Origin of the sequence: Rhodococcus sp. ACPA4 (genome assembly GCF_002300185.1) — a bacterium.
Taxonomy (GTDB): Bacteria; Actinomycetota; Actinomycetes; order Mycobacteriales; family Mycobacteriaceae; genus Rhodococcus_F; species Rhodococcus_F globerula.
This window is the reverse complement of record NZ_NSDY01000002.1, coordinates 544,440-570,040: the sequence shown is the minus strand read 5'-3', so window position 1 is coordinate 570,040 and position 25,601 is coordinate 544,440. Positions and strand designations below refer to the sequence as shown.

Below are 25,601 nucleotides of genomic sequence, written 5' to 3'. Positions count from 1 at the left end.
CGCACCGTCAGGAACTGCGAATCAAGCGCCGGACTGCGTCAACGGCAGTCTGCCTTCGCAGCGCCGGCGCTCTCGACGACCCAGGTCTCACGTCACCGCCGCTATGCGGAAGGGCCAGGGTTCTGGCAATTTCGGTGATCACGATCAGCAATTCCGCCGGGTTCCAGCTGGGATCGATATGCCCGTCGGCTTGGCCCTGGCGAATCTCCGCAATTTTCGGGCGCAGCGTGTTGCGTCGAATGTCGTGGTAACTCACAGTTTCGGGCGCTTCGAGATCCGCCCATTCCTGCAACCGGGCATTCTCGGGGTGCGCGAGGTAGTTGTCGAACAGTCGACCGGTGTACGCAGGTAAGTCGTCTCCACGTAAGGCGGTCTCGGCCGTGGTCTCGACGGTCCACTGCGCCATGACCGCGGAGAAAAGATCTTCCTTGCTCGCGAAGTACGCGTACAGGCGGTCTTTGCTCGCTCGCGCGTCCTTGGCGATGCGGTTGATACGAGCGCCCGCAAACCCGTATCGGGCAAATTCTTCCTTGGCGGATGCAAGAATGCGGTCCCTGGTCGCTTCCCCGGCTGAACGCATGCGCACATCCTAGATCGATTCCACCGTTGCCGAACCACCCGGTTCGGCGTAGCGTCCAGAGTTCACGAACAAATTGGTTCGGGAAAAACTCTCAACGCCGTTCCACAAGGAGAACCATGAACCTCGACGACGCCCGTAGCGCTTTCGCAAAGCTCCGCGAGCAGGAAAACGATGTCTCCCCCACAGAACTCGATGAAGTGTGGGCTGCTTTGGAGACCGTCGACGCAGCGGACATCCTCGGCGAATGGAAAGGTGACGACTTCGCTACCGGCCACCGTCTCCACGACAAACTCGTGGCAAGCCGCTGGTTCGGAAAAACCTTCAACTCGGTCGAGGACGCAAAACCACTGATCTGCCGAGACGAGAACGGGAACCTCTACTCTGACATCAAGGGCGGCAACGGAGAAGCGAGCCTCTGGAACATCGAGTTCCGCGACGAAGTCACCGCAACGATGGTCTACGACGGCGCACCGATCTTCGACCATTTCAAGAAGGTCGACGACACAACGCTCATGGGAATCATGAACGGAAAATCGAATCTGGTCCTCGACAACGGCCAGCACTATTACTTCCTCCTCGAGCGAGTGTGATTCGCCCGGAGAAGAATTCGATGTCCACTCGGAAAATGAGCGCCGCGCTCTCGCACGGCCCCGACTCCCCTTTTGCCCTCGAGACCGTCGAGATCGAGGAACCCCGCGCCGACGAGATCCTCGTGCGGATAGTCGCAACAGGTCTGTGCCACACGGATCTGTTCACCAAGTCAGCACTACCGAAAAAACTCGGCCCCTGCGTGTTCGGCCACGAGGGCGCGGGGATCGTCGAGGCCGTCGGCTCGTCGATCACCCATATCTTCGAAGGCGATCACGTGCTGCTGAGCTATCGAAGCTGCGGAGCGTGCCGCCAATGCCGAAGTGGGCATCGGGCGTATTGCGAACGCTCACATCGACTCAACAGCTCAGGTGCGCGCACCGACGGTTCGGCACCTATCACCCAGAACGGCACTCCGATCAGGTCCGCGTTCTTCGGTCAGTCGAGTTTCGCGCAATACGCCATCACCACAGCCGACAACACCGTCGTCGTTGATCCTGCGGTTGATCTGACCGTCGTAGCTCCGCTCGGCTGCGGGTTTCAAACCGGCGGCGGCGCAGTTCTGAATACTCTTCGCCCCGAACCCGACTCGACGTTTGTGGTCTTCGGAGCTGGCAGCGTCGGATTCGCGGCTCTCCTCGCGGCGCGAGCAGTGGGGGTTTCCACGCTGGTTGCCGTCGACCCGGTACCCGAACGTAGGAAGCTGGCCGAAGAGTTCGGCGCAGTTGTTGTCGATCCCGGCTCCGACGACGTTGTGGCAGCGGTGCGCGACGCCACCGACGGCGGATCGACTCATTCCCTCGACACCACCGGAATCGGTGCGGTTGTCAATCAGGGCGTGACATCACTTCGCGGCCGCGGAACACTGGTCGTGGTTGGGCTCGGAGCCCACGACCTCACCGTGAACATGGCCGACATCATGTTGAACGGGAAGACTATTCGAGGATGCGTCGAGGGTGATTCCGACATAGCTACGTTCATTCCCCGGCTTGTCGATCTCTACACCGCCGGACAATTTCCGATCGACCGACTGGTGACGCCCTATGCGTTCGCAGACATCAACAGAGCCGTCACAGATCAGGCAGCTGGAAAAGTAATCAAGCCTGTTCTGTTCTGGTAGGTCACATTTCGGGAGCCGGAGCCTCGCCCTTGCTCTGCGGTTCGTGCTGCTTCAGGTCGCCGCGCATCTTGTCGATTTCTTTGCCACGCTTCTTGTACCTGTAGCCCAGGAACACGATGCCGACGAACAGCGCGACACCGATGATCGCGCCGAGTACCGAGGCGCCGCGGAATCCAGGACCGTCGACGTCGAGGACTCGCTCGCCGGCGTGCGCAGCATTGCTGTTTCCGAGAACGATGCTCAGCGTCAGCAGGTTGGGCAAAGCAAAAATCACACCGAGCACCAAAGCACCGATCTGCATCGGCCGCGCATGTTTCCGTTTCCGCACCTGCCAGATCGCGCGAAAGAAGAGCAGCGGGACCAACGTACACACGAGTCCGAACATCACGCCCCACGCAATGCCGCCACTGAAACTGCCGTCGGCGAGCGACGCAATCCGCTGAGACCACCAGCGTGGGAGGTACGCGGCGAGAATGAAGTAGGTGATGACCAGAACGACGGCCGCCACGCCGATCATGATGGCCTTTTTCGCCCATGGCGGCATGCCCGATGTGGTGGTAGCCGATGGTGCTTGCTGTGTCGTCATGACCAATCCTCGTCTAATCGGCGTACGTGTCGTCACGAATCTATCGGGTTACCGCCCGCAGCATCCCCGTCGAGCACTATTCGAGCCAGCTTCTTCGGCGCAACCAGGGTGTACGAGGTGTAGATCCATTCCTCGAGCTGATCCCAGTACTCTCCCTCGATCCTGCCACTGAGATCGAGAGCAACCCAACCGTGCCGACCCAACCCGTACCCTGCCGCAGTTGCTCGTGATTCGGTCGCGACCACCGCCTCGGCTTCCGGTTTGCTCAGCTTGATCGTGAGCGACGTGGCATCGGCGTTGCAGAACACGAAGTTCTTGCCACGCACTCGAAAGGTGGGATGCCCGTCCCACGCTTCGATGTCGACGCGCTGTGCTTCGGGAAGGCTCAGCGAGATCTCTTCGAGTCGACGCATATTGTCCGCCATGGTGACATTGTGCATGGTCAACTCAGGCCGTCCAGGAAAAGCCTGTCGAAAGCACGCGCGTCGTCGCTAGGCTCGTAACTCGACCGCGTTAGACGTTCACCGATCCTTCGGGAGAGTGATATGCGCACGTTTGTACATGTGGTTCTGCTGATCTGCGGTATCGCCGTGACGGTCGGCTCGTTCATGTCGATATTGGCCGGAGTGAAACCCGCAGATGTCCGTCTCGAAGACTTACGAGATGGCTTTCCAGCCGGCTGGGCTATCGAGCAGATCGCCGATCAGTCCGTACCGTTCTACCGATCCATGATGATTCTTCTTCTCGGGTCCGGCGTGGCGATCTTGATTGCGGCAGTGTTCGGTTCACGCCTCGCGGCGTGGATCGGAGTGATTGTCGGACTAGCCAGTCTTGGCACCTTCTATTACCGCGTCAATGAGCAATTCGACAACATCATCAGGGAAAACTACTCCACGATCCTGACGAATCAGACAGGATTCATTCTGACCGTCGGCGGCCTCGCACTTGCGCTTCTCGTATGTCTGGTCCCCCGAGAAAAAACCCAACGATGACACCTCCGCAACATCCGAGCTACCGACGGTCTCGAACATTCACTAGTGTCTGCATCAACCGGGTGCTGACAAGTAGGACCCCAGAAAAGTAGGGCATCGAATGGCTTCGCTTGACGACCTTCTCTCACAGATCCCGATCGACCAGATCGCGCAGCAACTCGGCGTAGATCAGGCAACCGCGGAAACTGCTGTGAAATCGGCACTTCCCACGCTGGTCAGCGGTCTCGGCGCCAATGCCGACAGCGAGGCCGGCGCGGCGTCGCTCGAAAGCGCGTTGCAGTCGCACGCCAACACCACGATCCTCGACGACGGCATCGACATCAGCAAGGTCGACACCGCTGACGGTCAGAAGATCGTGGCAAACATCTTCGGCAACAACACCGATCAGGTGGCCAGCACGCTGGGTAGCGTCGGCGGCGGAAACGATCTGGTGAAGCAGCTACTCCCGATTCTCGCGCCGATCGTGCTGGCGTACCTCGCCAAGCAGTTCACAGGCGGCGGATCGGCAGCTCAGACGCAGGCTGCCGGGGGCGGCGGCATCGGAGATCTTCTGGGCGGACTTCTCGGCGGCGGAAACTCCAGCGGCGGCATCGGCGGAGCACTCGGCGGTCTCCTCGGCGGCTCCGGTGGCGGCGGCATCGGCGATCTGCTGGGCGGACTCCTCGGCGGCGGCAAGAAGTAGGCGATAACCCCAGTTGCGGCGGCCGAAGTGCCGCCGCAACTGGAATCAGTCAACCCTGGTGGACCGAAACATCCTCAGCGACAATCCCATTGCCACCACAAGCAAACAGGCGACAGAGATGCTGACGCCATTCCAGCCGCCCACCGCAAAGGCTGAACCTGCCAGAACGCCGGCAACGGATGAACCGGCGTAGTAGGCAAACAGGTAGAGCGCCGACGCTTCCGCCCGATGGACTCGGGCAAGTCGGCCGACCCACCCACTGGCTACGGAATGCGCGGCAAAGAACCCTCCGGTGAAGAGCAACATCCCCACCAACGTCAGCGCGAGGTTGTCGGGGACGGTCAACGCGAGACCTAGCGCTGTCACCGATACGGAGCCAAGCAACACCCACCGCTGCCCAACTCTGTCCGCGGCAGCGCCGGCCGCAGTCGATGTCACGGTTCCCGCGAGATAGAACAGAAATACCAGCCCCACCACCGCCTCGGACAGGCCGAAAGGTGCTGCAGCGAGACGAAACCCGAGGAAGTTGTAGACGGAAACAAATGCGCCCATCACAATGAAACCCAGCGCGAAAAGCGTCCGCAGCGCCGAGTTCGCAAGGTGAACGCGCAGATTCGACATTAGCCGTCGCACAGATACCGGTTGTGGCTGGAAGAATTGCGACTCCGGCAGGGTCCTGGTCATGACGATCGCAAAGACCGTCGAGAGCAGTGCGACCGCAAAAAGCGCCCAGTGCCAAGAACTTACGTCGACCACTGCAGCCGGGATCAACCGTCCGATCAATCCGCCGACGGTGGTGCCCGCAACGTAGCGCCCCATCGCTGCGCCTAAATCCTTCGGGTCGATCTCCTCCGCGAGATACGCCATGGCAACCGCCGGAATTCCCGCCAGCGCAGCGCCTTGGAACGCTCGGCCCACCAGCAGAATCTCGATTGTCGGACTCATCGGCAGCAGGAGACCGATCACGCACGACGTGATTGCCGAGAAGATCATGACGCGGGTCCGGCCGAAGCGTGCGGACAATGCACTCGCCGGAATGATCGCCAATGCAACCATGCCAGTGGTCACCGAAACGGACAGGGCCGAAACCGCGGGCGAGACTCCGAAAGAGTGCGAAAACGCAGGCAGTAGTGCCTGAGCCGAGTACATCGACACAAATGTCGTCAAACCCGCTGCAAACAATGCAAGCGTCACCGCGCGGTATCCGGCGGATCCCCGGCGGTACGACGCGATTCCTGCGCCGGCTTCTGTTCCTGCGCTGATTTCTACCGACATGCTCATCGACACGACCTCCGGCAAGAATCTTCCGCGCCCATGACAACAAAAGAAAATGCATTAATTTGCTGTTCTACATACCTCCGAGACATATAGGCTTCCACCTGTGATGTTGTCGGACGATCTCGAGTGGTTTGTCGTGCTGGCTGAAACCCAACAGGTCACGGCGACGGCGGATATCACTCACCTGTCGCAGCCCACGCTCTCTCGCAAACTCGCACGGCTCGAACGATCCGTTGGTGTGCCGCTCTTCGACCGACACGGCCGTCGGCTCACACTCAATCGGTACGGCCGCATCCTCTACGAACATGCAACCAGCGCCCTGAACACACTCCATTCCGCGTTGCGCCAGATCGACGCCCTGGCCGGACCAGACACCGGAACGGTGCGACTCGACTTCCTCCATTCGTTCGGAACTTGGTTGATTCCGCGCATGATTCGGGCATATCGAACCGAACATCCGGGTGTTCGCTTCGAACTCCATCAGGATCGAGCGCAGTTCCTGAGTGATCGCGTGGTCATCGGCGACGCCGATTTGGCACTTGTGTCGCCGCAGCCGGACAACCCTCGACTCGCATGGACTCAGATAGCGCAGCAAAAACTTGCCCTCGCCGTTCCGCTCGGACATCGTTTCGCGGACCTGCCCGAGGTCGATCTGGCCGACGCTGCGGGCGAGCAATTCATCGGAATGCAGCTGGACTTCGGCATGCGGCGAATTCTCGACGAGATGTGTGCCGCGGCCGGATTCACCCCGGATTTCGTCTTCGAGAGCAGTGAGCTGGCAACTGTGGGCGGGTTGGTGTCCGCATCCCTGGGCGTGGCCGTCATGCCGATTCAGGATCCGCCCATCTGGGCAGAGGGAATCGTGTTCGTTCCCCTTGCCGGCGCAACACGCAAGATCGGGCTTGTCTGGACCGAGAATCGGGAATTGTCGAGGCCAGCGCGCGATTTCCGTGATTTTGTCCGCGAAAATATGTGGTCCTGAAACTCACACGTACAGCCAAACCGGCAGGTATGATCTCGGCAACAAGCGAATGGAACGCATCGGACAATTCAGACTGTGTCCATCTTCCGTCCACGTACGCTGGCTACGACTCGGTAACATTCGCGCAGGGGGATCAGTTCATGTCGATCAGGCCAAACCTACGGTACCGTAGGCTGGAGCGAAGTCGGGCATTCACTCAACACGGAGGCAAATAAATGACGAGGATTCTGACGCAGCTCGAACTGCTGACAGAACTGCAGCCGGTTGCCGAAGAGAACGTCAACCGGCACATCTCCATGGCAAAGGAATGGCACCCGCACGACTACGTCCCGTGGGACGAGGGTCGCAACTTCGCAGCCATGGGCGGCGAAGACTGGAGTCTCGAACAATCCCGGCTCGGCGAGGTCGCCCGAGCTGCGATGATTACCAATCTCCTCACCGAGGACAACCTGCCGTCGTACCACCGCGAGATCGCCGAGAATTTCTCGCAGGACGGAGCCTGGGGCACCTGGGTCGGCCGCTGGACCGCCGAGGAGAATCGCCACGGAATCGTGATGCGCGACTACCTGGTTGTCACGCGCGCCGTCGATCCCGTCGAGCTCGAGCGCTACCGCATGGAACACATGATCACCGGCTACAACCCGCCCATCCCGGACGACGGAGCCGGCGTTCTCCACTCTGTCGCGTACGTCACCTTCCAGGAACTCGCGACTCGCGTCAGCCACCGCAACACCGGCAAGGCCTGCAACGAGCCGATCGCCGACAAGATGCTTCAGCGCATCGCCGCCGACGAGAACCTGCACATGATCTTCTACCGCAACATCTGTGCCGCCGCTCTCGATCTTGCACCTGATCAGACACTGAAGTCCGTGTCGAACATCGTGCAGAATTTCCAGATGCCCGGTGCTGGGATGCCCAACTTCCGTCGCAACGGCGTTTTGATGGCCAAGCACGGAATCTACGATCTCCGTCAGCACCTCGACGAGGTCATCTGGCCCGTTCTGCGCAAGTGGAACATCTTCGAGCGCAACGACTTCAGCGCCGAAGGCGAGAACACTCGCGAAGAACTGGCTGCCTTCCTCGAGACACTTGCCGCCCAGGCGACAAAGTTCGAGGAGCAGCGCGATCGCATGCTCGCCCGCGAAGCCGCCAAGCGTGAACAGCAGGCCTCTTAGTTTCACCAGCTATTCTGTGCCCGGTACCGGATTCGGTACCGGGCACTTTCACTTGTCAGAAATATTTGTTCAGAGGTAGTCATGTCTTCCCTTCGTATCGGTTCACTCGAGCTGCACAGCCCCGTGGTCCTCGCGCCCATGGCCGGCGTCACCAATGTCGCTTTCCGCACGCTCTGTCGTGAACTCGAACTCGAACGTGCAGGCAGCACCTCCGGGCTCTACGTGTGTGAGATGGTCACTGCCCGCGCGCTCGTAGAGCGCCAGCCGGCCACCATGCACATGACCACCTTCGGCCCCACCGAGACTCCGCGGTCCCTGCAGCTCTACACCGTCGACCCAGACACGACCTACGCTGCGGCCAAAATGATCGTCGACGAGAACATGGCCGACCACATCGACATGAACTTCGGCTGCCCAGTGCCGAAAGTCACTCGAAAAGGTGGCGGCTCCGCGCTCCCCTACAAGCGTCGACTGTTCGGACAGATCGTCGCAGCTGCCGTTCGCGCCACCGAGGGCACCGACATTCCTGTCACGGTGAAGATGCGCGTCGGTATCGACGCGGACCATCACACGCACCTCGACGCCGGACGCATCGCCGCTGCCGAGGGCGCCGCCGCAATTGCCTTGCACGCGCGCACCGCGTCGCAGCGCTACTCCGGAACGGCGGACTGGAACGAGATCGCCCGCCTGAAGGAACACGTTCCCGACGTTCCGATTCTCGGAAACGGCGACATCTTCGACGCGTCCGACGCCGCCCGCATGATGGACGAGACCGGCTGTGACGGCGTTGTCGTCGGACGCGGATGCCTGGGCCGCCCGTGGCTGTTTGCAGAGCTCAGCGCGGCTCTCAACGGTCAGCCCATCGCGACGCCTCCGACGCTCGGCGAGGTCACCACGATCATCGCCCGCCACGCCCAGCTCCTCGCCGCACACCACGGCGAGATGAAGGGCTTGCGTGAACTCCGCAAGCACGTGTCCTGGTATCTGCGCGGATTCCCGGTCGGGTCGGACCTGCGCGTGTCGATGGCACTGGTCAGCACCCTGACCGAACTCGACGAACTGCTGGCCCAGCTGGACAGCTCCGTTCCATTCCCGAAGGACGCCGAAGGTCCCCGCGGCCGGCAGGGTTCCCCCGGTCAGGTCGCCCTGCCCGAGGGCTGGCTCGACGATCCCGAGGACGATCTGGTGCCGGTCGGAGCGGACATCATGCATTCGGGCGGATAACGCATTGCTGTGAATTCGGGCAATTCGCCAAGTTTCTGAGTGAATAACTCAGGATCCACCAGTAATATGGCTCCAGCTTCGTCAACAGCAGTTGGACGGCGCACGACAAGAGACGCACTGTCCGTATCGGCAGTCAACGACGAGACAGGTTGCATCGGTGGGTGATGATCACGACTCGGGCCCGCCTTCGCCCGAAAGCCGCGCCCCGTGGGAGCGCCCCCTCGCAGATCAGCGATACCGCAATCGTCGTTCGTCTAAACCCGAACCCACTGGCGCGCCACAGTCCGATGCCCCGCCGTCAGAGCGTCGGGGCAGTGAACGCTTCGGCCGATTCGGTCGACGGGATGCACCACCGAGCGACAGCATCTCCGTCGCAGAACTCGTCCAACGAGTCGGCGATACAGCCGGCCAGCGTGTAGTCGAACCGCCGGCCCCGAAAAAGAGCAGCCCGGCAGCGCCACCTGTTGACTCGAGGCCTCCCATCAGGCTCCCCGACAAACCGTTGCCCCCCGAAAAGCCGCTGCCTCCCCCACCGATCGCACCGGCCGCGGCCGAATGGATCAGCAGCGACCCGCCATCCTCCGCTTCTCCGCGTGTCGTCAGCGAAACCGGTGGTAGTCGGCTTGCGCTGAACAAGATTCGACGCCGCCAGCGTATGAAGACGATCAGCCGATCCGCGGTCGCATTTCTTGCCGTGATGTCACTGACCATGACCGGCGTCGTCTGGGGTTACCTTCGCACCACCGAAGGAAAGTTCGAGCAGATCGCTGCGCTCGACACCAACTCCGACGACATCGTCGACGCGGGCGGCCAGCTCGGCGACGAAACCTATCTGATCGTCGGCACCGATACCAGGGCCGGCGCAAGTGGTGAGATCGGCGCCGGCACCGTCGAGGACGCCGAAGGCGCCCGGGCCGACACCGTGATGCTGGTCAACATCCCCGCCGACCGCAGCCGCGTCGTCGCCGTCTCGTTTCCCCGCGACCTCGACGTCGACCGGCCGGTCTGCCAGGGCTGGGACAACAGTTCCGGGACGTACACCAGCGAGTCCTTCCCCGCTGCCTCTGGCGACAAACTCAACGCGACCTACGCCCTGGGTGGCCCGAAGTGTCTGGTCAAGGTCATCCAGAAAATGTCCGGACTCAAGATCGGCCACTTCGTCGGCATGGACTTCGCCGGATTCGAGAGCATGGTCGACACAGTTGGCGGGGTCAACATCTGCACCCCGGTTCCCATCGAAGACGGCATTCTGGGCACTGTCCTCGCAAACAGCGGAAACCAGGTACTCGACGGCCGGACCGCGCTGAACTACGTCCGCGCCAGGCACGTCGAAGCCGAGGGCAACGGCGACTACGGGCGCATCACGCGGCAACAGAAGTTCCTGTCCGCGCTGCTGCGCTCGGCACTGTCCAACAATGTGCTGCTCAATCCCAGCAAGCTCAACGGGTTCATCAACGCATTCACGCAGGACACGTTTGTCGAGAACATCGATACAAAATCCCTGGTCACGCTGGGTCGATCATTGCAGAACGTCGATGCGGGCGCCGTCACCTTCCTGACCGTGCCCACCGACGGCACGAATGACTGGGGCAATGAAATCCCCCGGACCGACGAGATCAAAGCGCTGTTCCAGGCAATCATCGACGACGAGCCGCTTCCGGGCGAAGAGCGTGACACAGATACCGACAAGACATCGACCAGCTCAGCGCCCTCCACCGCCACGACGCCGGTGCCCGAGGCAACACTCGTGTCGGCAATGAGTCCGTACAACATCTACATCGATGTTTCGAACGCGTCAGGCGTTTCCGGTCAGGCCGCGACCGCCGCCGACCAACTTGCAGCGTACGGATTCCAGATCTCCACAATCGGTAATTTCAGCGCAGCGACGGGACTGGCCAATGTCCAGGCCTCGGCGACTGTGGTGCGGTATGCGGCCGGTTACGAAGCCGAGGCCGCCACCGTCGCATCCGCAATTCCCGGAGCCGTACTCGTTCTCACCCCGAGCATGGGCGACATGGTCGAACTTGTCATCGGCAGTGATTTTTCCGGCACAGTCGTAGCGCCGGCAGATCCGGGAACCTCGTTGTCCGCAGAGCCGTCATCGGTGGACACCAGCGTGTCGACGTCACTGCCCTCCGACATAGCCTCAGTCAACGCCGGAGACACAGCCTGCATCTGACGCTGCAGTGATCATCTCCACCTGACGCTGCGGTGTTCATTTCGCACGACGCTGCGGTGATCATTCACCTTGCGTTCACCTGTCGCTTGTGACTTGGTCTTTCACTGCACGTAGGCTCTCACCTCATGCGCGTGGCTTACAACGAACAGATGACCGAGCTTGCAGACTTGCTCGGCGAGATGGCAGGACTGGCAGGCACCGCCATGGAGCGAGCCACCCAGTCACTGCTCCAAGCAGACCTGACCCTGGCCGAGCAGGTGATCGGCGAACACGACCGGATCACCGAACTCAGCACCCTTTGCGAGGAGCGCGCCTTCGCGCTGCTCGCCTTGCAGGCTCCCGTTGCCGGCGATCTCCGCTCCGTCGTCAGCGGAATCCAGATCGTCGCCGACATCGACCGCATGGGCGCCCTTGCCCTGCACGTCGCCAAGATTGCGCGTCGTCGCCATCCCAACCACGTCCTCCCCGAGGTCGTCAACGGCTACTTCGCCGAGATGGGCCGCATCGCCGTCAGTATCGGTGCCGCGGCAAAGGAAGTCCTCGAGACCCGTGATCCCGAGCGTGCAGCCCGTCTGCGCGAAGAGGACGAGGCGATGGACGACCTGCACCGTCACCTGTTCACGGTCCTCATGGATCGCGACTGGAAGTACGGGGTTGCAGCGGCAGTCGACATCACGTTGCTCGGTCGCTTCTACGAGCGCTTTGCAGACCACGCTGTCGAGGTCGGACGCCGAGTGATCTTCCTCGTTACCGGCAAGCTGCCCGAAGAGCCTGAATCCACCGAAAAGGTCGACAAACTGACCGCCTACCCGGATCTGTAACCATTCCCCGTCACGAGCAGAAGGCGGCCGCGCATGTGCGTGGCCGCCTTTCTGTTGTGTCCCTCCTTCAGTTAGAACCCAGCCATTCGTCCAACGTCGGCCCGGCGCTGACCGAGTCCGCTCCCGGGAGGAGCGCACCGCTGCGCATTGCCTTACCGGCTCCTGGCATAGACACCGGGATCAACAACTTCCGTGTGCCTCGACGACGCAGAATCTTCCTCGTCATCTCCGGGATCTCGAGGACTTCCGGGCCGGCGAGATCAGCAGCGCGACCCGACGGCCCCTTCTCCGCTGCCTGCACCAACGCCTTCGCAACGGTCTTGGCAGCGACGGGCTTCGATCTCATTCGCGGTACGAGGGCCAACGGGCCGAAACCCATGAGCGACACCGTCTTCTCGCCGAACTCGAACCACTGCGTGGATCGCAGAATCGTGAACGGGATGCCCGACGCGCTGACTGCGCGTTCCTGCGCAGCCTTACCCTGGTAGTACCCGAATGCCTTCAATCGCGGATCGTCACAGTTGACGATCGAGAGCACAACATGGTGCTTCACTCCTGCCGCATTCTCTGCTGCGGCAATGTTCTGCGCCGCGGCCTCGAAGAATGCGACGGCCTTCTTTGCACTGTTGGTGACGTGGTCACTGACATCGACAACCGCGTCGACACCCGAGAGAGCTCCGGCCAGCCCAGCACCAGTGCTGATATCGACGCCGGTCGAGCGGGCCGCGATCACCACGTCGTGGCCTGCCGCCTCGGCTTCCGCGACTACGAGCTTGCCCATCAAACCTGTCCCACCGAGCACTGCTATCCGCATGATGTCTCCTCGACGTTCGCCTCTCCTCATCTTGGACGACAACGGCCTCCAGGTGTGAGAGTGTCGCGGGGAGTCTTACGTCACGGCGTGTGGATCGCGTCCTCGATCTCGCGGCGCAGTGCGGCTTTGTCGGAGGCATCCATCCACGATCCGTCCACAGCCGCCACAGCTGCCTGTATCGCTTGTGCGCGGGTCCACCCGAGCGTCTTCCCGACAAGCACATACTCGTTTCCGATTCCGGTACCGAACATCGGCGGATCGTCGGAATTGATCGAGACGGGAAGTCCAGCACGCAGCATCGCCGCGATCGGTAGCGAGTGCTGTGGCAATCCTGGATGGAACCAGGCACACGACGACCAGCATCCGGCAAAGTGGGTCCCAGCGTCCCGAACGAATTCCACGGCAACGGGATCCGACATGACCGCGTATCCGTGGTCGATCCTCTCGCACCCGAGTAATTCGATCGAGTCGATCACCTGATCTCTTTGATCGATCTCGCCCGCGTGTGCGGTTCGCCGAAGGCCGGCGTTAGCGGCAACCTGGAAGGCATCCACAAAAAGCTCCGGTGGGCCAAGCGCGTCATTGTGGTCGAGACCGATTCCGAGAACTTCATCGCGCCGGTACTCGATCACGGCCTCGACGAGCTCTCGGGCCATGGACGGCGACTGTTCACGGTTGATCGCCGGAATGACTCGGCCAACCACCCCGAAATCCTCTTCGGCGCAGCGCAATCCATCTATTATCCCCTCGAGCATCTCCGGATAGGGCACATGATGGTTGGTCGGGTTGATAAACAGTTCGCGATATCTCAGATTGCCGGTCCTCACTCCCTCTTCCTGTGCCGCATAGGCAATTTCGGCGAAATCCCGGGCAGTTACCATCGACGCGCAGACTGCGCGATAGACCGTCAGGAACTCCGGCAGGTCGGCAAAGGTGTAAAGAAGTTCGGGATCGTATGTAGGAAGTCTGATCCCGTTTTTGCGCGCCAACGCAATTGCGGTGGTTGCCGGCACCGCACCTTCGAGGTGGCAATGCAGTTCGACCTTCGGGATCGAGCGCAGGAAGTCGGCGTCTGCACGCATGTCTCAGCCCACTGCTTGACGAAGTCTGGAGGCGTCCTCGGCCGCATCCTGATTCAACTGCAGCCCACGTGATCCCGCCAACTTCTGCGACAGGTGGTCGGCCACCGTGATCGGCTCGTAGCGCACCGGCGACAACACGTCAGCACATCCGGGGAGTACGGATATCACGGCGTCGAAGTTTCCGTCGTGGAAGTACGCCGCCGACCGCCTCCGGTACATCTGTCCATTCTCGTCGATCGGGGCGAGAACTCGATGCATAGTGGACGTCCATCGATTGTTGGTCCATCGAGCCAGAAGGTCACCGAGATTGATCAACAAAGCTCCGGGCGCAGGAATGACGTCGTGCCATTCACCTTGCTGATCGAGGATCTGCAGACCTCGCACCGCATCCGCCCACAGAATTGTCAGGATCCCGTAGTCGGTGTGGGCACCCATGCCCAGTTGCCCCGGTTCGACGGTCATGTCGCCTCGCGGGAGTTGGTAATTGTTCATCCGGAAGATGTCCATCGAATGCGATTGAGAGTCGGCGAAGTAATCCTCGTCCAACCCGAGCGCAACAGCGAACACTCGCGTCATGGTGACTGCCAGATCGCCTGCAGCTGCGAACCATTCACTCATGCCCCGCCGAATGCGCCCCGTCGCGTCGTCGGGCCAGATATTATCGGGGTAATGCTCCGACGGAAGTTGCACGGCGGGAAAGTCACTCACCTGGGTACCGATGTTGAACGCCTCGAAAAGATCATCTGGTGAACACACTCCCAGGCTGTAGCTGAGGCGCTCCGTTTCGCGCGCGGTGTAACCGCGGTTCACAGATCTGTCGGCGGACGTGCATGCAATTTTTCGAGATTCCGGCAACGCGAAGAAATCGTCCATCGCGTCGATCAATCGCTGCAGCGTGCTGTCAGGAATTCCGTGGCCGACGATCTGCATGAACCCGACGTCGCACGCAGCCCGGTCGACAGCTTCTGCGACCTGTCGCCTCGATTGTGTTGTGCCAGACGGGAATGCCGAGATGTCGATCAGCGGCACCTCGAGCGCTCCGTCAACGGATCGTGCTGTATTCACAGTGGGCTCCTCAGTTCGGAAGAATCAGGGAATCGCACACGCCGGAGTCGGCCTACGAATACCGAGACGATAACTCACACTTATGTGGTCTGCAATCTGGGCTCGCGATCACTTCACCGGCCGCGAGACCATGAGAACCAATTCGACAGGGTGGTCGTCAGTCAACAGCCACCGATGGCGGACCGCCCCCTGATGGTGGATCAGATCCCGTGCACCGAGTCGCCAAACTCCGACTCCGTCGAGTTCCACGTCGAGAGTTCCCGCAACGAGGTAGAGCGCCATCTCCCCTTCCGATTCAAACCACTCCTCAAGGTACTGACCTGGTTTGATGCGATACTCGATCACCTCGAGCGCTCGATCGGACTGAGACATGACAATCCGGCCGACAGCGGCACCCTCCTGCTCGGCGACGGGCAGATACTGCCCTTCGTCGGCCCGGACAACCGTCACCGGTTCGACTGGCAATGTCGGGAGCAGATCACCGGGAACGACACCTAACGCCGCAGCAAGCCGATACACCGTCGACATCGACGGAGCACTGACTCCACGTTCGACCTGACTCAGAAAAGGTTGGCTCACACCGGTTTCGAGAGCCAGCTCGCGCATGGAGAGGCCGGCCTTGTCCCGAAGAGCACGAATTGTTTTGCCGACCAAGAGATTAAGTCGGCCGTCAGCATGTGGATCCGTTAACACTTTGCTTACACAACCTTCGCATTCGGAAACATAGACACTCTATCTTGATTGCCGTCACTTATAACTTGATCGCTCTTGGCACCACCCAGCCCTCACCACTACCCAGTCGCAGCGAGGAGCTTTCCCTTGAGTATCCACCCATCTGTTGCACCAAGCTCGCCGGATATCGGCGGCGGCGTCGGACCCCCTGACGCAGCACCAGCACGGCCCCTCATCGAACAACATGGCATCGACCACATTCCCGAGTCCGAGCGCCACGGTTCGATCCGAGATCTCGCTTTCACCTGGTCCGGTTGCATCCTCAACGTCACGACGTTGACCTATGGCTCACTGCTAGTCGCGTTCGGGTTGAATCTGTGGCAGGCGATCGCCGCAATTCTGATCGGAAACATCACGTGGCTGATCGCGGGATATCTCAGCTTGCCGGGGCCCGCAACCGGAATGACCGCCTTCATGGGAAGCCGAGCCGCCTTCGGGCGCACGGGAAACAGATTCCCCGCAGTATTCAACTGGATCATGCAAGTCGGCTACGAGACCGTGAATCTCAGTTTGATGGTCCTGGCTGCCACAGTTCTCCTCGACAAGATGGGCATCCACACCAGCACAACTACCAAGATCTCTCTCCTGGTCGGACTCTCGCTCCTGCAGAGTCTCCTCCCGATCTTCGGCTATCACGCCATTACCAAGGCCCTCCGGATGCTAGTCATCCCGTTTGTCATCCTGTTTGCGGTGATGGCAGTGCTCACCGTCGGCGGACTGGATGACGCCGCCCCGATCGAGCCTGGCAGCTGGCAGCTGTTCTTGGCCGGTGTTGCGCTGTCTGCGTCCACGGCCGGTCTCGGCTGGACAGGCAACGCCGCCGACTACTCGCGGTACCTTCCTACCGCGATACCCAAGAAGCGCCTCGTTGTCGGTGTTGCTCTCGGCGGTGGGATCCCACAAATCGCCTTGATGATTCTCGGCGCCGCAGTAGCAACGTTGATCCCGTCTGCAAGTGATCCGATCACCGGGCTCCCCGAAGCGTTTGCATCCTGGTTTCTCGTGCCCTACCTCATTGCCGTGCTGCTGCAGATGCTTGCCGTCAACGCTTTCGATCTATACTCGTCCGGAGTAACCTTGCAGGCCATCGGAATTCGGGTGGAACGCTGGCATGCGATCGCCATCGATGCTGTGATCTCGGCACTTCTTGCATCAGCAATTGTCTTCTCCGACTCCTTCAACACCCTCGTCACGGCCTTCCTCCTCTTCATGATCGTGTGGTTCGCGCCGTGGGCGGCGATCTACAGTGTCGATTTCTTCCTCCGCCGCGGACGCTACGACCTCGACTCGCTGTCCGGCAGCAGCGGCGGACTCTACGTTCGGCCCCACGGCATCCACCGACCCGCCGTGATCGCCCAACTCGCCGGCATGGTTGCAGCTGCGCTGTGCATCGACACGAGCATCTTCACCGGCCCGATCGCCTTGGCACTCGGTCATGCAGATCTCAGCGTCCCCGCCGGCCTTCTCGTCGGCGGAATCATCTACTACGTGCTCGCCCGTCACACAATTGCACTCGAAAGCTCCCAACAGACAAGGATTTCAGCATGAGCACTCGACTTCCACTCCTCGACCTCACGCCCTGGTACGACGGCAACTCGGAACAGATCGACGCCCTTCTCGCGGAAGTCGACCGATGCCTGCGCGAATCCGGATTCCTGCTCATCACCGGACACCGCGTTCCACCCGAACTTCGATCAGCAACGCGGGAAGCCGCGCGGGAGTTCTTTCACTCCGGCGACACGGTGAAGGAATCCGTTGCGGCAGCATCATATCGAGGATGGGTTCGCAACGGCGACGAGGCCACTGGACTGGCCTCGGGAGAAGATGTCCATCCGGATGTCAAGGAGAGTTACAACATCGGCCGCCACCCCGCAGGCCCGCACGCCCATCTACCGAACAATCTGTGGCCATCGGATCCCTCGTTTCGCACAGCCATGGAAACCTACTATGCCGAGGTCCTCCGACTGGGCGACGATCTTCTGCAGCTGTTCTCACGAACACTCGGACTTCCCGAGAACTACCTCGGCGACATGGCGACCGAACCGCCGAGTCAACTGACCTTGAACTGGTACCCGGCAATCGATCGAATCGGAACACCGGACCCATCGCGTTTTCGGATCGGACCGCATACCGACTACGGCTGCGTGACGATTCTCGATCGCGAACCGGGACGAGCCGGTCTGCAGATCTGCACGCTCGAAGGCGAGTGGGTGGACGCGCCGGTGTACCCCGACGCCTACACGATCAACATCGGCGACCTTCTTGCCCGCTTGACCGGTGACCGGTGGCGCTCCACCCGACACCGCGTACTGCCGCCGGATCCGTCCTCTCCCAGTGAGGAGCTCATCTCCTTGGCGTTCTTCCACGAGTTCGACGATCACGCCGAGATCCAAACACTTGCCAAACCCTACGGAGGGGGAACCGATTATGAGCTTGTCAACGCCGGAGCGTACGTCCAGGAAAAGCTCGACTCCGTCATCCTCGCCTGACACAGCCCTCCAGGTATCGATACTCCATCGTGGACATCTCATACATATCAGCGGATCGCCGAACATCCGCGACGCGGCGGCGCATCTCATGTCCATCGAGGATGGTGTACTCGCAGTCAATGACGCGGGTGTGATCGTCTATTCCGGCTGCTATCAGGATCTTCCGCTGATTGCAGGTAGTCCGCAGGTCCTCGATCATCGTCCGGCGTTCCTGATCCCGGGCTTCGTCGACACTCATATCCATTTCCCACAGACATTTGCCGTCGACTCGTACGGTGGCGGTGAACTGCTGGAATGGCTCGATAATTGCATCTTTCCCGCCGAAACCCGTCTGCAGGACGAGCAATGTGCACACACTGTGGCAGCAGCCTTCTGCCGCAGACGAATTGCCGTCGGCACAACGACAGCCATGGTCTTCGGGTCCCCGTTTCCCGCGGCGCAGGATGCTCTGTTCGAGGAGTCCGTTCGGACCGGACTCCGGACTGTCAGCGGCAGAGGAATACAGACCGTGGGGCCGCCAAGTGCACGCGGCCTCATCACTACCGAGAAGGCAGCGCTGGAGTTGACCAGCGCCGAGATAGATCGGTGGCATGGCGACCAACTCACTCAGGTTGCCGTCGTCCCCCGGTTCGCGCTCTCGGTCACTCCTCGTACCCTCGCCGCACTCGGTGAATTGTACGAGGAGGTTCGCGGTCGTGGGGTCTACTTCCACAGCCACCTCAGCGAGAACAACCGACCGGGCACCGGCGAAGTCGCCATGACACTGGCCACTTTTGGTGTCGAACAGTATCTCGACACCTACGACGGCCGGTTCCTTCCGGGTTCTGCGGTCGGTGGCAGGAGTCTGTTGGGAAGACGCAGCATCCTCGCGCACGCGGTGCACTGCACCGATCGTGAGTTGGACCGACTTGCAGAAACTTCCACGTCGATTTCGCATTGCCCGACGTCTCAGCAGTTTCTTGGTTCAGGCACCATGCCGTGGCGCCGGACCGTCGAGCATGGCGTCACCATTTCGCTGGGTAGCGATATCGGAGCGGGCGACGAATGGCTGATGTCACGAGTTGCAAACGACTGCTTCAAGGTTCACCAGTCCGAACCCGGCACTGCGAGCGTCTCGATCCATCCTGCCGAACTGTTGTTCACGGCAACACTTGCCGGTGCCCGCGCCCTCGACATGGAGAAACTTATCGGCAATCTCGACGCAGGCAAGGACGCCGATTTCCTGGTGATCGACCCTCGTCGTCATCCACCGCTCGACGAGCGACTACGCCACGGACACAACGCAGACGAACCGGAGACAGCAACGGCCCAGATCCTGTTTGCCCTGATGATGGGGCTTCGGGAATCCGCGATCACTGAGGTTTACGTGAAGGGGCGAAATCTGAACGATCAATTGGGCTAGTTCTCCGTGAACCGACTCGCCACGCGTGCACGCCAATCCGAGCTGATGTGGTCCAAGGCCGCAGACACCTCATGCGCCTGGTCTGCAACAGCCCGGGCCAGCATGCCCGGACCGGCCAGGGGGCTCACATGCCCCTCGGCCGCGTCCGAGGTCTTCATCCCCAGCAACATGGTGGTGCCGATAACCCGATGTCCTCCCAGAACACCGGGACGGGAACGATCGGGAACACTTCGCAAGTCCAGAGTCTCCACCAGAAGCGGTGTCCCGTCGACGGTGATGCGCTGATCCGAACGCAGTGCACCACCGATCTCACCGGTACGGCCGAACACCACCATCTCGTCGAGCAGAGCAACCGCGTCGGACTGCAGCGAAATGTCAATTCGCCGAGCGACATCCGCGCCGCCGGCTACCACGAAGGGCGCCGCTCGCCATACCAAAGCGCCGCCGGCACCCACCGTCGCCGAAGCCGTCCACGATGCGTGACCGCCGCGGGCGTTGTACGCCACGGTGCCGGACGGCTCGAGCACCTCGAGGAACGCTCCCGGCGCCACGTCGAACTCGATGCGTAGGTCGTCGCCGGCCAACAGTGTCGCGCTGTGTCCTACCAGGGCAACGCGCACGTGCAACCCGTGAGCACTCACCAGGCGTGGCGCCAGGAAATCCCCGGAGATCAACTCTTTGGCAACAGCGGTGCCGCCCACTCGCTCAACGACGACCCGCGTAGCTCCCGCAGTCATCAGTGAGCGTGAGAGTGACTGTGCCCGTGACCGTGTCCGTGGTCGTGGTCTTCTTCATCGGCGTGGAAGTGCGGTGCCATCGGTCCCGGGTCCTGGGGCACATGATTGCCCTCGCGGTGAGCGGCGATGACCTTGCGCAGCCACGCGCTGAGCTGATCGATCGTGGCGTGGTCCTTCTGGCTGAGCGCGAGGACGGGCAGTCCGTCGCGTGCTGCTGTTGCATCGGCAACCATTTGAACGGCATCGACGTCGACATACGGAGCCAGGTCGATCTTGTTGACCACCAACAGATCTGCGCGCTCGATTCCGGGTCCACCCTTACGCGCGACATCGCCGCCGCCGGCAACATCGATGCAGAAGATCTGCGCATCGACGAGTGCGGGACTGAACGTCGCAGTGAGGTTGTCGCCGCCGCTCTCCACGATCACCATGTCGAGGGGATGAAATTCGCGCTCGAGGTCTTCCACCGCAATCAGATTGGGTGTCACGTCGTCACGGATCGCCGTGTGCGGGCACGCCCCGGTCTCGACTGCGACGATGCGCTCGATCGGCAGGACGTTTGCGGCGCGCAACAGTCGCGCGTCCTCATCGGTGTAGATGTCGTTGGTGACAACCGCGATCTCGAACTCCGACGCGAGCTCGCGGCAGATGGTGGCGATCAGGGTGCTTTTGCCAGTGCCGACCGGGCCGGCAACACCGAGCCTCAAACCTCTTGCGGCAGTTGCGGTATCGGTGGTTGTGTTCAGATTGTCAAGCACGGAAAATCCTCCTGGATCGAGCGTGGTGTTCGAGTGACCATTGTTCGACCAACGGTCCTGTTGTTGCAGGTATAGCCGAGGCACTCTCGACCGCGACGGCTGCCGCGGCGACGGTCTCGATGGTCGGGGCTGCCCGCAGCAGCCATTCGACCGGTTCTGCCGGATCTACCGGCAGTAGTTTCAGTGCCGCCGACGCGACGGTTTGCGCGTCGTCGTACAGGCATGATCGCGCCGCCGCCAGATCGTCCATGCCGGAGACGGCGGTGAACACTCCCAATGCCAACGGCCGCATCGGATGTCCCGGTAGCGCCATGAGGAGTTGCACCGCGGGGTGCCCCGGCCACAACCGCGACGCCAACCTGGCCAGCCCACGTCCGAGCTGGATGGACGCCTCACGCAGCGGCGCGCTGGGCGTGCGAGCGAGCAGTTCGTTCGAGATGGCCTCGAGTTCGCCTGCACTACCCTCACTTACGGCCCAGCGCCGCGTAATCACCGTTGCAGCGGCTTCGACCAGTCCGACCGTCTCGAGTCGACCTCGAATGAAATCCGGAACCTGACTTTGGTGCAGGCCGGCCGCCAATGCCGGTTCCAGCCCGGACGAGTGCGCGTGCCCACCGGTAGGCAGACGCCCGTCTGCCAGGAGCATCGACGCTATCTCGGCGGACATCATCTCAACTCGCACCGGGCATCAGAACAGCATGTAGCGCTGAGCCATCGGCACTACATCGACGGGATTGGGTTGGATCAGATCACCGTCGACCTTGATGGCAAAGGTCTCCGGATCGACGTCGATGGACGGAAGTGCCGTGTTGTTCGGCATGTCGGCTTTGGTGAGATGACGCGTCGGGCGGATCGCGGTGAGCGTGCGAGTGAGCCCGAGTCGGCCTGCCAGCCCGTCCTCGATTGCCATCGGCGAGACGAAGGTCGTGGACAGGTGTGGAGCCGAACCCGGTGCGGACGCCATCGCGGGGCGCACGAACACCGGCTGAGGCGTCGGAATCGCGGCATTGGGATCTCCCAGCGGCGCAGCGACTATCGCGCCACCCTTGATGACCGCGGACGGACGCACCCCGAAGAACGCGGGATCCCACAGGACCAGGTCGGCCATTTTTCCGGCCTCGACCGAGCCGATTTCGTGATCGATACCGTGCGCCACTGCGGGGCAGATCGTGTACTTCGCGACGTATCGACGGGCACGCTCGTTGTCGGCGGGCATCGACGAGCCCAGCTTGCCGTGCTGCGCCTTCATCACGTGCGCTACCTGCCACGTTCGCAGAGTCACCTCACCGATCCGGCCCATGGCCTGAGCGTCGGACGACGTGATGGAGATTGCGCCGATATCGTGCAGGAAATCCTCTGCCGCAATGGTTGTCGGGCGGATACGAGACTCTGCGAACGCAAGATCCTCCGGCACCCGGGGGTTGAGCGCGTGGCACACGATGAGCATGTCGAGATGCTCGGCAACCGTGTTGACGGTGTGCGGCAACGTCGGATTGGTCGATGCCGGAAGAACATTCGCTTCACCGGCCGTCACGATAATGTCGGGAGCATGCCCACCGCCTGCGCCTTCAGCGTGGAATACGTGAATGCCTCGACCGGCAATAGCATCCAAAGTGTGCTGCACGTAGCCGGTTTCGTTGAGGCTGTCGGCATGCAGTGCGACCTGGAGACCGAATTCGTCGGCAGCGCGCAAGGCTGCGTCGATCGCGGCGGGGGTGGAACCCCAGTCCTCGTGCACCTTGAATCCACCGGCCCCGGCGAGCGCTTCCTGACGAAGCGCCTCGTGGCTGACGGTGCTGCCCTTGCCCAGGAGCAGCACGTTGAGCGGAATGTGGTCGAGCGCGCGGTGCATCATCCTGAGCGACCACGCACCGGGGGTGACCGTCGTGGCCTTGGTGGCCTCGGTCGGTCCGGTGCCACCGCCGGCAATTGTTGTCGTGCCGGTGGCGAGCGCTTCCAGCATCTCGATCTCACTGAGAATATGAACGTGCGTATCGATCGCCCCGGCGGTGAGAATCCTTCCCTCCCCGGCGATCACGTCGGTGCTGGGCCCGATGAGCAGCTTGGGATGCACGCCGTTCATGATGTCGGGGTTACCCGACTTCCCGATCGCCACGATGCGGCCGTCACGAATTCCGACGTCTGCCCGGACAATTCCCCAGTGATCGAGAATCACCGCATTGGTGATGACCACGTCGAGTGCGCCCTGATCCCGGGTGGTTGTGCCCTGCCCCATGGATTCACGGATGCTCTTGCCACCGCCGAACACCATTTCGTCGCCGGTTGCGGTGTAGTCATGTTCGATCTCGATCCAGATGTCGGTATCTGCCAACCGGATCTGGTCGCCCGCGGTGGGGCCGAACAGCGACGCGTATCCACGCCGATCCATCGTGCTCACTACGCGGTCACCTCGTCTGTGTCGTCACTCTGCGCTGCGTCGTCTGTCGCCACTGCGCCATCCGTGGCCGCGATGTCACTGATGCGAACATTCACCGACGACGCCCGAAGCGGTTCCTCCACCTCGACGCCCGGTGTCCCGAACGGCAACACCGGTTTGGGTTCGCGCGCATGGGTGGGCAGTTGGTCGCCGGATCCGATCTGCAGGCCGGGAACTCGCTTGAGTCCACCGAGTTCGATCAGCGTCACCGTGCGAGAGACTCCGGGCTCGAAACGCACCGAGGTCCCGGACGGAATATCGAGCCGAAACCCGTCGGCCGCTTTGCGATCGAATGTCAGCGCCGGGTTGGCCGCCGGAAGGTGCAGATGCGATCCGATCTGGATAGGTCGATCGCCGTCGTTGACGACAACAAGCGTGATCCTGTGAGCATCTGCGCCGAACTCGAGCGGTTCGGAAGACACCCGCACTTCGCCGGGAATCATCGGATGGGCTCCGTCACGGTGACCAGCTTGCGACCATCCGGAAAAGTGGCCTCCACCTGGATATTTGCAATCATCTCGGGTACCCCTTCCATGACGTCGTCGCGCGTGAGCACCTGGCGACCGGCGTTCATCAGTTCCGCAACCGTCATACCGTCACGCGCCCGCTCGAGAATCCAACACGAGATCAGCGCCATCGCTTCGGGGTAATTCAGAAGTACCCCGCGCTCGCGTCGATCGCGAGCGACCATGCCCGCAACGCTCAACAGCAGCTTTTCGGTATCTGAAGGGGTGAGGTGCACTGACTAGCCCTTCCGGTTGTGGAACGAAAAATGATCTGGCACTGTGCTGACGACGCAGATTCGACAGCACACTGTTGGGCGAGATTAGCATTGCCCGAAGCGTCGCCAGTATCTACGAGATTCACACTGTCGGCCACTCCGCCGCCCGATGGACGCACTTGCGCTGCTCATCGAATTATTCGCGCGCCCAACGATGCTCAGCGCTGCGGGCCGAAGTGGGAACTATCACCACCACCAAAAAGTTTCACCCCCGTCTCCTGTTGGAAACGGGGGTGAAACATGGTCGTGCAGTGTTTATCCCGAAGCGGTTTATCCGAAGCGGCCCGAGATGTAGTCCTCAGTGGCCTTCTGCGTCGGGTTGGAGAAGATCTTCTCGGTGTCGTCGATCTCGACGAGCTGACCCGGCTTGCCGGTTGCCTCTAGGTTGAAGAACGCGGTCTGATCACTCACGCGAGCAGCTTGCTGCATGTTGTGCGTGACGATGACGATGGTGAAGTCCTTCTTGAGTTCGGTGATCAAGTCTTCGATCGCCAAAGTCGAGATGGGGTCGAGAGCCGAGCACGGCTCGTCCATGAGCAGGACGTCGGGCGAGACCGCGATGGCCCGCGCGATGCACAGACGCTGCTGCTGGCCGCCTGAGAGTCCTCCACCGGGCTTGTCGAGGCGATCCTTGACCTCGTTCCACAGGTTGGCTCCGCGCAGGGACCGCTCGGCAACCTCGTCGAGGCGCTTCTTGTTGCGCTCACCCTGCAACTTCAACCCGGCGACGACGTTGTCCTTGATGGACATGGTCGGGAACGGGTTGGGTCGCTGGAACACCATGCCGATGGTCTTGCGAACGCCGACCGGATCGACGTTGGAGCCGTAGATGTCCTCACCGTCGAGCAACACGGAACCTTCGACGCGCGCACCGGGAATGACCTCGTGCATGCGATTGAGGGACCGGAGCACGGTCGACTTACCGCAACCGGACGGACCGATGAACGCGGTGACGCTCCGAGGTGGGACGGAGAGGCCGACATCGGCAACGGCGTGGAACTTGCCGTAGTAGATGTTGACGTCCTTGAGATCCAGACGCTTGGCCATTACCGGCTCCCTACTGAGTTGTTAATGCTGTCGAGTACAAACATGTTCTG

The 25,601-nt window shown here is 61.5% G+C and carries 27 protein-coding genes; 12 read left to right on the top strand and 15 right to left on the bottom strand.

The genetic code is table 11. The features are described 5' to 3' along the window. Positions 1-7: 7 nt before the first annotated feature. Entirely contained in the window at positions 8-580 is a 573-nt protein-coding gene (locus CJ178_RS25890; RefSeq protein WP_033233988.1) for a TetR/AcrR family transcriptional regulator, read from the bottom strand. Positions 581-696: 116 nt separating this feature from the next. On the opposite strand from CJ178_RS25890, the gene CJ178_RS25885 reads away from it, so the two are divergent. Together CJ178_RS25885 and CJ178_RS25880 are read left to right on the top strand one after the other, a co-directional pair. After that, a complete protein-coding gene (locus CJ178_RS25885) occupies positions 697-1,170 on the top strand; it encodes a DUF4334 domain-containing protein (RefSeq protein WP_033233987.1) in 474 nt (157 codons plus the stop codon). A gap of 20 nt (positions 1,171-1,190) precedes the next feature. Next, positions 1,191-2,288 (top strand): NAD(P)-dependent alcohol dehydrogenase, encoded by a 1,098-nt coding sequence (locus CJ178_RS25880; protein ID WP_172935771.1) that lies wholly within the window; start codon positions 1,191-1,193, stop codon positions 2,286-2,288. Between the two features lies 1 nt (position 2,289). Here the strand turns inward: CJ178_RS25880 and CJ178_RS25875 are convergent, their stop codons facing one another. Together CJ178_RS25875 and CJ178_RS25870 are read right to left on the bottom strand one after the other, a co-directional pair. Then, positions 2,290-2,874, bottom strand: coding sequence for a hypothetical protein (locus CJ178_RS25875; RefSeq protein ID WP_092806431.1), 585 nt, complete (start codon positions 2,872-2,874; stop codon positions 2,290-2,292). Between the two features lie 32 nt (positions 2,875-2,906). Beyond that, positions 2,907-3,299: an MmcQ/YjbR family DNA-binding protein gene (locus CJ178_RS25870; RefSeq protein WP_033234342.1), complete on the bottom strand. Its 393-nt coding sequence runs from the start codon at positions 3,297-3,299 to the stop codon at positions 2,907-2,909. Between the two features lie 120 nt (positions 3,300-3,419). Here CJ178_RS25870 and CJ178_RS25865 point away from each other — a divergent pair, with 120 nt between their 5' ends. Both CJ178_RS25865 and CJ178_RS25860 read left to right on the top strand, forming a co-directional pair. Then, positions 3,420-3,866: a hypothetical protein gene (locus tag CJ178_RS25865; RefSeq protein WP_033233985.1), complete on the top strand. Its 447-nt coding sequence runs from the start codon at positions 3,420-3,422 to the stop codon at positions 3,864-3,866. A gap of 100 nt (positions 3,867-3,966) precedes the next feature. Then, a complete protein-coding gene (locus tag CJ178_RS25860) occupies positions 3,967-4,548 on the top strand; it encodes a DUF937 domain-containing protein (RefSeq protein ID WP_033233984.1) in 582 nt (193 codons plus the stop codon). Between the two features lie 45 nt (positions 4,549-4,593). Here the strand turns inward: CJ178_RS25860 and CJ178_RS25855 are convergent, their stop codons facing one another. Continuing rightward, the gene (locus CJ178_RS25855) at positions 4,594-5,835 is read right to left on the bottom strand and encodes an MFS transporter (RefSeq protein WP_372472276.1); all 1,242 of its coding nucleotides are present in this window, start codon (positions 5,833-5,835) and stop codon (positions 4,594-4,596) included. A gap of 97 nt (positions 5,836-5,932) precedes the next feature. On the opposite strand from CJ178_RS25855, the gene CJ178_RS25850 reads away from it, so the two are divergent. From CJ178_RS25850 to phoU, 5 genes are all read left to right on the top strand, one after another. Then, positions 5,933-6,808: a LysR family transcriptional regulator gene (locus tag CJ178_RS25850; RefSeq protein ID WP_267951355.1), complete on the top strand. Its 876-nt coding sequence runs from the start codon at positions 5,933-5,935 to the stop codon at positions 6,806-6,808. 215 nt (positions 6,809-7,023) lie between these two features. Next, positions 7,024-7,983: an acyl-ACP desaturase gene (locus tag CJ178_RS25845; RefSeq protein ID WP_033233981.1), complete on the top strand. Its 960-nt coding sequence runs from the start codon at positions 7,024-7,026 to the stop codon at positions 7,981-7,983. Positions 7,984-8,064: 81 nt separating this feature from the next. Beyond that, positions 8,065-9,207, top strand: coding sequence for a tRNA dihydrouridine synthase DusB (gene dusB, locus CJ178_RS25840; RefSeq protein WP_033233980.1), 1,143 nt, complete (start codon positions 8,065-8,067; stop codon positions 9,205-9,207). A gap of 157 nt (positions 9,208-9,364) precedes the next feature. Continuing rightward, positions 9,365-11,386, top strand: coding sequence for an LCP family protein (locus CJ178_RS25835; protein ID WP_095888314.1), 2,022 nt, complete (start codon positions 9,365-9,367; stop codon positions 11,384-11,386). Positions 11,387-11,511: 125 nt separating this feature from the next. Further along, positions 11,512-12,207, top strand: a complete 696-nt coding sequence (gene phoU, locus CJ178_RS25830) for a phosphate signaling complex protein PhoU (RefSeq protein ID WP_033233978.1) — start codon at positions 11,512-11,514, stop codon at positions 12,205-12,207. A gap of 67 nt (positions 12,208-12,274) precedes the next feature. Here the strand turns inward: phoU and CJ178_RS25825 are convergent, their stop codons facing one another. The 4 genes from CJ178_RS25825 to CJ178_RS25810 form a co-directional block, all read right to left on the bottom strand. Then, positions 12,275-13,021 carry an SDR family oxidoreductase gene (locus CJ178_RS25825; RefSeq protein ID WP_095888313.1) on the bottom strand — a complete coding sequence of 249 codons (747 nt, stop codon included), beginning with the start codon at positions 13,019-13,021 and terminating at the stop codon, positions 12,275-12,277. Between the two features lie 80 nt (positions 13,022-13,101). After that, entirely contained in the window at positions 13,102-14,103 is a 1,002-nt protein-coding gene (add, locus tag CJ178_RS25820) for an adenosine deaminase (protein ID WP_095888312.1), read from the bottom strand. A 3-nt stretch (positions 14,104-14,106) separates the two neighbouring features. Continuing rightward, a complete protein-coding gene (locus CJ178_RS25815) occupies positions 14,107-15,168 on the bottom strand; it encodes an isopenicillin N synthase family dioxygenase (protein WP_095888311.1) in 1,062 nt (353 codons plus the stop codon). Between the two features lie 108 nt (positions 15,169-15,276). Then, entirely contained in the window at positions 15,277-15,861 is a 585-nt protein-coding gene (locus tag CJ178_RS25810; protein WP_257013436.1) for a helix-turn-helix domain-containing protein, read from the bottom strand. A 126-nt stretch (positions 15,862-15,987) separates the two neighbouring features. On the opposite strand from CJ178_RS25810, the gene CJ178_RS25805 reads away from it, so the two are divergent. The 3 genes from CJ178_RS25805 to CJ178_RS25795 are packed head-to-tail and all read left to right on the top strand — an operon-like array spanning position 15,988 to position 19,791. Next, complete coding sequence (locus CJ178_RS25805) at positions 15,988-17,448, top strand: purine-cytosine permease family protein (protein WP_233364153.1); 1,461 nt, start codon at positions 15,988-15,990, stop codon at positions 17,446-17,448. After that, the gene (locus CJ178_RS25800; RefSeq protein WP_033233973.1) at positions 17,445-18,389 is read left to right on the top strand and encodes an isopenicillin N synthase family dioxygenase; all 945 of its coding nucleotides are present in this window, start codon (positions 17,445-17,447) and stop codon (positions 18,387-18,389) included. The genes CJ178_RS25805 and CJ178_RS25800 overlap by 4 nt, the downstream gene beginning before the upstream one ends. A gap of 19 nt (positions 18,390-18,408) precedes the next feature. After that, positions 18,409-19,791 (top strand): guanine deaminase, encoded by a 1,383-nt coding sequence (locus CJ178_RS25795; RefSeq protein ID WP_033234339.1) that lies wholly within the window; start codon positions 18,409-18,411, stop codon positions 19,789-19,791. On the opposite strand, the gene CJ178_RS25790 is transcribed toward CJ178_RS25795, so the two are convergent. The 7 genes from CJ178_RS25790 to pstB all read right to left on the bottom strand — a co-directional run bounded on the left by CJ178_RS25790 (position 19,788) and on the right by pstB (position 25,551). Then, entirely contained in the window at positions 19,788-20,528 is a 741-nt protein-coding gene (locus CJ178_RS25790) for an urease accessory protein UreD (protein ID WP_257013434.1), read from the bottom strand. The two genes, CJ178_RS25795 and CJ178_RS25790, sit on opposite strands and share 4 nt — an antisense overlap. Beyond that, complete coding sequence (ureG, locus tag CJ178_RS25785) at positions 20,528-21,286, bottom strand: urease accessory protein UreG (RefSeq protein ID WP_095888309.1); 759 nt, start codon at positions 21,284-21,286, stop codon at positions 20,528-20,530. The genes CJ178_RS25790 and ureG overlap by 1 nt, the downstream gene beginning before the upstream one ends. Further along, positions 21,279-21,953 (bottom strand): urease accessory protein UreF, encoded by a 675-nt coding sequence (locus CJ178_RS25780; RefSeq protein ID WP_033234337.1) that lies wholly within the window; start codon positions 21,951-21,953, stop codon positions 21,279-21,281. Before CJ178_RS25780 ends, ureG begins: the two co-directional genes overlap by 8 nt. A 21-nt stretch (positions 21,954-21,974) precedes the next feature. Next, entirely contained in the window at positions 21,975-23,684 is a 1,710-nt protein-coding gene (locus CJ178_RS25775; protein ID WP_095888308.1) for an urease subunit alpha, read from the bottom strand. Further along, complete coding sequence (gene ureB / locus CJ178_RS33670) at positions 23,684-24,166, bottom strand: urease subunit beta (protein ID WP_092806423.1); 483 nt, start codon at positions 24,164-24,166, stop codon at positions 23,684-23,686. Before ureB ends, CJ178_RS25775 begins: the two co-directional genes overlap by 1 nt. After that, the gene (locus CJ178_RS25765) at positions 24,163-24,465 is read right to left on the bottom strand and encodes an urease subunit gamma (protein ID WP_033233970.1); all 303 of its coding nucleotides are present in this window, start codon (positions 24,463-24,465) and stop codon (positions 24,163-24,165) included. Before CJ178_RS25765 ends, ureB begins: the two co-directional genes overlap by 4 nt. A 309-nt stretch (positions 24,466-24,774) precedes the next feature. Continuing rightward, positions 24,775-25,551: a phosphate ABC transporter ATP-binding protein PstB gene (gene pstB, locus CJ178_RS25760; RefSeq protein ID WP_033233969.1), complete on the bottom strand. Its 777-nt coding sequence runs from the start codon at positions 25,549-25,551 to the stop codon at positions 24,775-24,777. Positions 25,552-25,601: the final 50 nt, after the last annotated feature.